An 8,549-nucleotide genomic window follows, 5' to 3' on the forward strand; every position below is an offset into this window, starting at 1 on the left:
CGCCCTGATGGCTGGAAGTGGTCACAATGGCATAACCGGCACGGCGAAACGCATCCAGACCTTCAGCAAAGCTTTCGCCGCTGATAGCCTGCACGTGTTCCGCGCCGCCTTCCGCCGTGCGAACCGCTGCGCCAGATTCCAGCAGTGAAGCATCCTGCACCAACAGCCCTTTCACGCCGAAGTGCGCGCAGCTGCGCATGATGCCACCCAGGTTATGCGGGTTACCGATATCTTCCAGCGCCAGCACACAATCTTTCTCTGGCGCGTTAGCCAGCCACTCGCGAACCTGAATGCCGGGACGCTTTTTGATCAGGAAGCAAACGCCGCCGTGATGCTCGGTGCCGGATGCTTTCGCCAACTCTGCATCGTCTACCACGTGGTAGGCTTTGCGATTAGCGGCCATCCACTTCAGGGCATCGCGAAAACGTGGCGTCACGCTCTGGACGAACCAGGCGCGAACGATGCAGTCGGGACGGCTCTGGAACAGCGCCTGACAGGCATTTTCGCCATATACGCGCGTCTCTTCGTTACGCTGCCGGCGGATCTGCTCCGGATCGATACCGCTTTTGCCGCCGATGCCACCGTGATCGGGCTTGTCATCTACCGCAGACGGCGCGCGGGAAACCGTGCGCCACGGCGAACCGCCTTCTACGTCGCGATCGCGCCCGCCACGCGGCTTACTTTCTGTGTTACGTGAAGAACGGCGATCGCCGTCCGGACGAGGCGCGCCTTTACCGGTACGGGGATTTCCCGTGCGGCTGCTGCTCTCATCATCACCGCGGACATACATCACTTTGACTTTACCGCTTTTACCTTTAAATTCGTCGTTCATTTTCCCTCCACCTGGCTGAGCGCGAAGCGCGCAGATTACCTGATGTGGCACCGCTTAGCTATTAACTTCCCGCTAAAGGCGCGTTTCCGTGCTGCGCCGACCTTAACAACAGCGGAAAACGCGTGAGTTACGGCCTATTGTACCCATTGAATAAATCTCTTTGTTGCTGAAGCAAAGCCGAACCATAATTACCGCTACTTAATCATAACAAAGTAAGTGCACACTTACTGATATTACCGAGGTGTATCATGAATACGGTTTGTGCTTCATGCCAGGCAACCAACCGCGTGCCGCCGGAACGTATTGAAGACGGCGCGAAATGTGGCCGCTGCGGCGATGAGCTTTTCGATGGCGAGGTCGTTAACGCCACGACTGCCACGTTGGATAAATACCTGCAGGACGATTTGCCGGTAGTGGTGGACTTCTGGGCGCCATGGTGCGGCCCCTGCGTTAACTTTGCGCCGGTCTACAAAGATGTTGCGCAGGAACGCGCCGGTCAGGTTCGCTTCCTGAAGGTGGATACCGAAGCAGAGCAGGAGCTCGGTGCACGTTTCCGCATCCGCAGTATCCCGACCATTATGATTTTTAAGCAGGGCCAGATGGTGGATATGCTCAGCGGCGCAATGCCTAAAGCTCCCTTTAACGAGTGGCTGGACGAAAACCTCTGAGTCGCTGGTGGTCAGGCACGCCTGACCACTACTGTTTTTCGCGCTTTTCTGCCAGAATGGCTTTTTCCCCAGATAAATTCCTATGATCGAAAACGCCGTTCTTCGCCTGCGTGCCGAGCGCCTCGCCCGTGCTACCCGCCCCTTTCTTGCTCGTGGCAACCGCATTCCTCGTTGCCAGCGCTGCCTGCTGCCAAAAAAGAACTGTCTGTGCGACACCTTACAACCGGTCGCCGCGCGTAGCCGTTTTTGTCTGGTGATGTTTGACAGCGAGCCAATGAAACCCAGCAATACGGGACGCCTGATTGCCGATATTCTGCCGAATACGCAGGCTTTTGGCTGGTCGCGCACCGACCCCGATCCCCGGCTGCTGGCGGCGGTAAAAAATCCCGACGTACAGCCTCTGGTGGTGTTCCCGGAGTCCTACGCTGATGCGGATCGGCCGGTGATAAACTCGCCTCCGATCAACGGTAAGCCTCCGCTCTTTATTATGCTTGACGGTACATGGACCGAAGCACGCAAGATGTTTCGCAAAAGCCCATGGCTGGATGCGCTGCCAGTGATGTCGTTAACGCTCAGCCGCCCGTCTAATTATCAATTGCGCGAGTCGCACGGTGACGGTCAGCATTGTACGGCCGAAGTCGCTGCGGAATTGTTGCTTCAGTCAGGGGATACCGCGGCAGGCACGGCGCTGTTCCGGCACTTCGATCTGTTCCGTCAGCGCTATCTGGCCGGGAAACCGCATCATCCGTCTCATCAGCTAAGCGTGGCCGAGGCGTCGGACGAGTAAAAATGGGCGGCCGCGCGTCCGCTGCCGCTTTTTAATCGAAAATTCACTCATGTTATCCCGCCTCCGGTTGACGCGCCTGCTGCTCCGTTAACGAGCGAACGAAGCTTGTCACGACATAAAACGTGGCGAGTCCAGCTCAAGCCCCTGCTCCCCGTTGACGAGCGGCGAAGCTTGTCACGACGTAAAACGTGGCAAGTCCGAAGCCTGCCCCTGTTCTTACAGCCGGTCAGGCCCGGCAGCCCTGTTAGCGACAGGTCATCTGGTTTTGACGCCTGCTACGTTGAGGAGAAAAAGCGCGTCGCGCAAACACCTTCTTCCTTTCTTTTAGATCGCCACCGATGATTTTACAAAACCGGCGGCTCAACGGCGGTAATGAACGCCAGTTAGCGTTAAACTCACTTTTTCTGCACAGGAGACGGCTATGAGTCAACGAGGCCTGGAAGCGCTGTTACGTCCCAAGTCTATCGCGGTAATCGGCGCTTCCCCGCGCCCGGAGCGCGCAGGTTATCTGATGATGCGTAATCTGCTGGCAGGCGGATTTAGCGGTTCCGTTCTGCCAGTCACGCCCAGGTATCAGGCAGTATGCGGCGTAATGGCCTGGCCCGATGTCGCCAGCCTGCCTTTTGCGCCCGATCTGGCGGTGATTTGTACGCATAGCCGTCATAACATTGCCCTGCTTCAGGCTCTGGGCGAGCGCGGCTGCAAAGCCTGTATCGTTCTCTCTTCGCCGGCCAGCCAGCGTGATGAATTACGCCAGTGCGCCAGCCGGTGGCAGATCCGCCTGCTCGGACCTAACAGTCTGGGGCTGCTTGCGCCCTGGCAGGGACTGAATGCCAGCTTTTCACCCGTGCCTATTTATCAGGGCAGGCTGGCGTTTATTTCGCAGTCTGCTGCCGTCTCTAATACCATTCTGGACTGGGCGCAACAGCGCCAGCTGGGCTTCTCCTGGTTTATTGCCCTCGGCGACAGTCTGGATATCGACGTGGACGATTTGCTCGATTTTCTGGCGCGCGACGGTAAAACCAGCGCCATTCTGCTCTGTCTGGAACAGTTGAGCGACGCGCGTCGCTTTGTCTCTGCAGCCCGTAGTGCTGCCAGAAACAAACCAGTGCTGGTGATTAAGAGCGGTCGGTCAGAGCAGGCACGTCAGCTGTTGGGTGCGCCCGGCGGTATGGACGGGGCCTGGGATGCGGCGATCCAGCGTGCGGGCCTGCTGCGGGTACAGGATATGCACGAGCTCTTTTCCGCTGTGGAAACGCTCAGCTATATGCGTCCACTGCGCGGCGAGCGGTTGATGGTTATCAGCAACGGCGCTGCGCCTGCCGCGCTGGCATTGGATGCGCTGGATGCGCGCGGCGGCAAACTGGCGAAGCTCAGCGAGGCGTTAACGGCGGCGTTGCAAAATCAGTTACCGCCCGACTGTCTGGCTGGCAACCCCCTCGATCTGAAAGATGATGCCACCGCGGAACGCTATCAACAGGTAGTATCATTACTGTTGGACAGCCACGATATCGACGCCCTGCTGGTAATCTACGCGCCCAGCGCCGTTGCGCCTGCCACGCTCACCGCGCAACGCCTGATAGAAGGGGTGGCAAAACACCCGCGTGCAAAACAGGTTACTTTACTGACCAACTGGTGCGGCGAGTTCTCTGCGCCTGAAGCACGCCGCTACTTCAGCGAAGCTGGCATTCCAACCTATCGTACCCCGGAAGGAGCGATTACCGCGTTTATGCATATGGTGGAGTATCGTCGTAATCAGAAGCAGCTGCGCGAAACGCCTGCGCTCCCGGCCGATCTGGCCACCGATACGGCAGAGGCTCACCAGCTGATCCGTCAGGCGCTAAAAGAGGGCGAGACCACGCTGGATACGCATGAAGTTCAGGGTATTTTACAGGCTTATGGCTTAACGACGCTGCCGACCTGGATCGCCCGTGACAGCACAGAGGCGGTGCAGATAGCCAGCCAGGCAGGCTATCCGGTAGCGCTTAAGCTGCGTTCTCCCGATATCCCGCATAAATCGGAAGTCCAGGGCGTCATGCTCTATCTGCGCTCGGCTGGTGAAGTGCAACAGGCCGCGGAAGCCATTATCGATCGCGTTAAACTCGCCTGGCCGCAGGCACGTATTGACGGGCTGGTGGTACAGAGTATGGCCAACCGTGCTGGCGCTCAAGAGCTGCGCATCGTGATGGAACAGGATCCCGTTTTTGGGCCGGTAATCATGCTGGGCGAAGGCGGAATCGAATGGCAGGCGGAACGTCAAGCCGCCGTGGCTTTACCGCCGCTGAACATGGCGCTCGCACGCTATTTAATTATTCAGGCCATTAAAAATGGCAAGATACGCGGGCGCAGCGCGCTTTCTCCGTTGGATATTTCGGGCCTCAGCCGGGTTTTGGTGCAGGTATCTAACCTGATAGTGGACTGTCCGGAGATCAGGCGACTCGATATTCATCCTTTGCTGGCGGCAGGCGAAACCTTTTCGCTGCTGGATGTCACCATGCAGCTGGCGCCCTTTGAAGGCGATCCCGAGGCGCGCCTGGCTATCCGCCCCTATCCCCACCAGCTGGAAGAGCAGGCGCAGCTAAAAAACGGCGAACCGCTGCTGTTTCGTCCTATCCTGCCGGAAGATGAGCCGCTGCTACAGCAATTCATCGCTCAGGTGACGAAAGAAGATCTCTATTATCGCTATTTCAGCGAGATCAATGAGTTCACACATGATGATTTGGCTAACATGACCCAGATCGACTACGATCGGGAGATGGCGATCGTCGCGGTAAGACGGCACGAGATCGTAGGCGTCACCCGCGCTATTTCAGATGCCGACAATCTGGATGCCGAGTTTTCGGTGCTGGTACGATCGGATTTGAAAGGGCTGGGCCTCGGCCGTCAACTGCTGGAAAAAATGATCGACTATACCCGTCAGCATGGTTTGCTAAAGCTCAACGGCATCACGATGCCAAACAATCGGGGCATGATAGCGCTGGCGCGTAAGCTGGGATTTACCGTGGATATCCAGCTTGAGGACGGGATTGTCGCGCTCTCCCTGACGCTACAGGAGAACCGTTAATGTCTGGAAACGTAAAACTGCCCACAACTCGCCCGACTAATGGTAACATTAGCGGTTATGGCGATGATTTTAAGGCAAAAGGCTATTCCATGAACAGAGAAGAAACGCACTGTGATGCTGTCTAAATTCAAACGTAATAAGCACCAACAGCACCTTGCGCAACTGCCAAAACTGTCTCAGTCGGTTGCCGATTTTACCACGCTGTATACGCCTGCCGATTTCCGCCAAACGCTGCTGGAAAAAATCGCTTCGGCGACAAAACGTATCTGCCTTGTGGCCCTTTATCTGGAAAACGATGATGGCGGGCGAGCCATTCTTTCCGCGCTATATGAAGCGAAACGCCTGCGGCCTGAACTGGATATCCGTATTTTAGTTGACTGGCATCGCGCGCAGCGAGGCCGTATCGGTGCCTCTCGCGGCGCAACCAATGCGGACTGGTATTGCGAGATGGCCGAGCAAAACCCCACTATCGCTATCCCAGTTTACGGCGTGCCGGTGAATACCCGTGAAGCGCTGGGCGTGCTGCACCTGAAAGGATCGGTCATTGACGATACGCTACTGTATACCGGTGCGAGTCTGAACGATGTCTATCTTCACCAACATGAGCGCTATCGCTACGATCGTTATCAGCTGATAACCAATCCTACGCTGGCCGATACGCTGTTAAACTGGATTGATACCAATCTCATTCAGGCCGAAGCCGTCCATCGGCTCGACCAGCGCGAACGCCCGAAAAGCCCTGAAATAAAGAACGAAACGCGCCAGTTTCGTCAGGAGCTGCGTGGTTTTGATTATGATTTTGAGGGCGATGCCGGTAACGAGCAGCTTGCGGTCACGCCGCTGGTCGGCCTGGGTAAGCGCAGCCTGCTGAATAAGACCATCTATCATCTGATGCCGTGTGCCGAGCAGAAGCTGACGTTGTGCACGCCCTACTTCAACCTACCTGCGATTCTGGTACGCAACATTATCTGGCTGCTGCGCCGGGGAAAAGACGTTGAAATCATTGTCGGCGACAAGACCGCAAATGATTTTTATATTCCCCAGGATCAGCCGTTTAAAATTATTGGCGCACTGCCTTATCTGTATGAGATTAACCTGCGTCGTTTTCTGAGCCGTCTGCAGTATTACGTTACCAGCGGGCAGCTGACCGTGCGGTTGTGGAAAGACGGTGAAAACAGCTATCACTTAAAAGGGATGTGGGTAGATGAAGAGTGGATGCTGGTTACCGGTAATAACCTGAATCCTCGCGCATGGCGCCTCGATTTGGAAAATGCCGTGCTCATTCATGATCCGCTTCAGGAGCTGGCCGCGCAGCGTGAGAAAGAGCTGGCGCTGATCCGTGAGCACACGACAATTGTGCAGCACTATCGCGATTTAGAAAGTATTGCCGACTACCCGGTCAAGGTCAGAAAGCTGATCCGCCGGCTGCGACGTATCCGCATCGACAGGCTCATCAGCCGTATTCTGTAAGCCAGCTATACTAAGCCCTGTCGGTCATACAGGGCTTTTTTTATGCGCTTGCTTCCTTTGATCCTGCTTTGCTGTTCTGGCTGTAGCCATATGGCGCATGACGGCTGGACAGGTAAAGATAAAGCTGAACATTTCTTTTCTTCCGCCTTTCTTTCAGCAGCGGGCGCCGCTTACGGCGAACGGCAAAACTGGCATGAGAGCCACAGCGGCAACTTTGGCCTGTTGTTCTCCGTCAGTCTGGGCGCGGGTAAGGAATTTTATGACAGCCGTGAAGCAGGCTCAGGCTGGAGCTGGAAAGACTTCAGCTGGGATATAGCCGGTGCCGCCACCGGCTATGCTCTGTGGAATACGGCTCGTTAAAGCGTCATCCCCTTCCCTTTCTTATGCAACAGCAACGACACCAGGAAAGCCACCGCGCCCATCGCGGAAACATACCAGAAGAACTTCTCTTCGCCTCCGGCTGCTTTGAGTGACAAAGCGACATATTCTGCCGAGCCACCAAACAAGGCATTAGCCACCGCATAAGAAAGCCCTACTCCCAGCGCACGGACTTCCGGCGGGAACATTTCTGCCTTCAGGATGCCGCTGATTGAGGTATAAAAACTGGTAATCAGCAGCGCCAGCATAACCAGCGCGAACGCCACCCATCCGTTTTGCACATTTTGCAACGTTGTCAGGATCGGCACGGTACAGATCGCGGCCAGACCACCAAAGATCAGCATTGATCCTTTTCGGCCGATCTTATCAGAAAGCGCGCCGATCAAAGGCTGGATCAGCATAAAAATAAAAAGTGCCGCCGTCATGACGACGCTGGCACTGCGCGTATCCATTCCTGAGGTGTTCACCAGGTACTTCTGCATGTAGGTTGTGAAAGTATAAAAACTTAACGAGCCGCCAGCGGTAAACCCTAATACCATGATAAAGGCGCGACGATGTTTCCAGAGACCTTTTAACGATCCGGCATCCTGATGCGTTCGGCTTTTTCTGTCTGAGGTTTCGTTTAACGAACGTCGCAAATAGAGCGCGACAATGGCAAGCAGCGCGCCCAGGGCAAAAGGAATGCGCCAGCCCCATGCCCGTAAATCCTCATCAGACAGGATCTGCTGCAGGACTACCACCGTCAATAAGGCCAGAAGCTGTCCGCCGATCAGCGTGACGTACTGGAAGGAGGCATAAAAACCTTTTTTACCTTCAATCGCCACTTCACTCATGTAGGTGGCGCTGGTGCCATACTCTCCGCCTACGGATAATCCCTGAAACAGGCGCGCCAGGAGCAACAGCGCAGGAGCCCAAACACCGAGAGTAGCGTAGCCAGGCAGGCAGGCAATAACCAGTGAGCCAAAACACATCATGCAGACAGAGATCAGCATGGAGGTTTTCCTTCCATGCTTGTCACCAATATAACCGAACAGCCACCCGCCGACCGGACGCATCAGAAACCCGGCGGCAAATACGCCTGCCGTTTGCAGCAGCTGCGTGGTGGCATTGCCCGAAGGAAAAAAGATATGGGCAAAATAGAGCGAGCAAAAGGAATAGACGTAAAAATCAAACCATTCAACCAGGTTACCTGAAGAAGCGCCTACGATAGCCCAGATCCGTTGACGGGTAGTAATGACAGAAGCGCTGGCGGCGTCTGCCCCAGACGATGCGGCATCGAACATAATTCTTCCTCGCCTTTTTCCTTGCTAATAATTAGCGTCAAAAATGAAACAGCAGTCAGCAGTAAAG

Annotated in this window: 8 protein-coding genes; 6 read left to right on the forward strand and 2 right to left on the reverse strand. The window is 55.7% G+C overall.

The features are described from left to right. Positions 1-832, reverse strand: an 832-nt coding sequence (locus RTK32_RS14900) for a tRNA/rRNA methyltransferase (protein ID WP_312045330.1), incomplete at its 3' end; no start/stop codon positions are given. A 248-nt stretch (positions 833-1,080) separates the two neighbouring features. Here RTK32_RS14900 and trxC point away from each other — a divergent pair. The 6 genes from trxC to RTK32_RS14930 all read left to right on the forward strand — a co-directional run bounded on the left by trxC (position 1,081) and on the right by RTK32_RS14930 (position 7,181). Next, entirely contained in the window at positions 1,081-1,500 is a 420-nt protein-coding gene (trxC, locus tag RTK32_RS14905; RefSeq protein WP_312045332.1) for a thioredoxin TrxC, read from the forward strand. A gap of 82 nt (positions 1,501-1,582) precedes the next feature. Then, positions 1,583-2,287, forward strand: coding sequence for a tRNA-uridine aminocarboxypropyltransferase (locus RTK32_RS14910; RefSeq protein ID WP_312045334.1), 705 nt, complete (start codon positions 1,583-1,585; stop codon positions 2,285-2,287). 421 nt (positions 2,288-2,708) lie between these two features. After that, positions 2,709-5,351, forward strand: coding sequence for a bifunctional acetate--CoA ligase family protein/GNAT family N-acetyltransferase (locus RTK32_RS14915; protein ID WP_312045336.1), 2,643 nt, complete (start codon positions 2,709-2,711; stop codon positions 5,349-5,351). After that, positions 5,351-5,476, forward strand: coding sequence for a hypothetical protein (locus RTK32_RS14920; RefSeq protein WP_312045338.1), 126 nt, complete (start codon positions 5,351-5,353; stop codon positions 5,474-5,476). Before RTK32_RS14915 ends, RTK32_RS14920 begins: the two co-directional genes overlap by 1 nt. Beyond that, positions 5,466-6,821, forward strand: a complete 1,356-nt coding sequence (gene pssA, locus RTK32_RS14925; protein ID WP_312045344.1) for a CDP-diacylglycerol--serine O-phosphatidyltransferase — start codon at positions 5,466-5,468, stop codon at positions 6,819-6,821. The genes RTK32_RS14920 and pssA overlap by 11 nt, the downstream gene beginning before the upstream one ends. Positions 6,822-6,863: 42 nt before the next feature. Further along, positions 6,864-7,181, forward strand: coding sequence for a YfiM family lipoprotein (locus tag RTK32_RS14930; RefSeq protein WP_312045340.1), 318 nt, complete (start codon positions 6,864-6,866; stop codon positions 7,179-7,181). Here RTK32_RS14930 and RTK32_RS14935 read toward each other — a convergent pair. After that, a complete protein-coding gene (locus tag RTK32_RS14935) occupies positions 7,178-8,482 on the reverse strand; it encodes an MFS family transporter (protein WP_312045342.1) in 1,305 nt (434 codons plus the stop codon). The genes RTK32_RS14930 and RTK32_RS14935 overlap by 4 nt on opposite strands. Between the last annotated feature and the right edge of the window lie 67 nt (positions 8,483-8,549).

The sequence above is a fragment of the Erwinia sp. genome, from assembly GCF_031978025.1.
Taxonomy (GTDB): domain Bacteria; phylum Pseudomonadota; class Gammaproteobacteria; order Enterobacterales; family Enterobacteriaceae; genus Erwinia.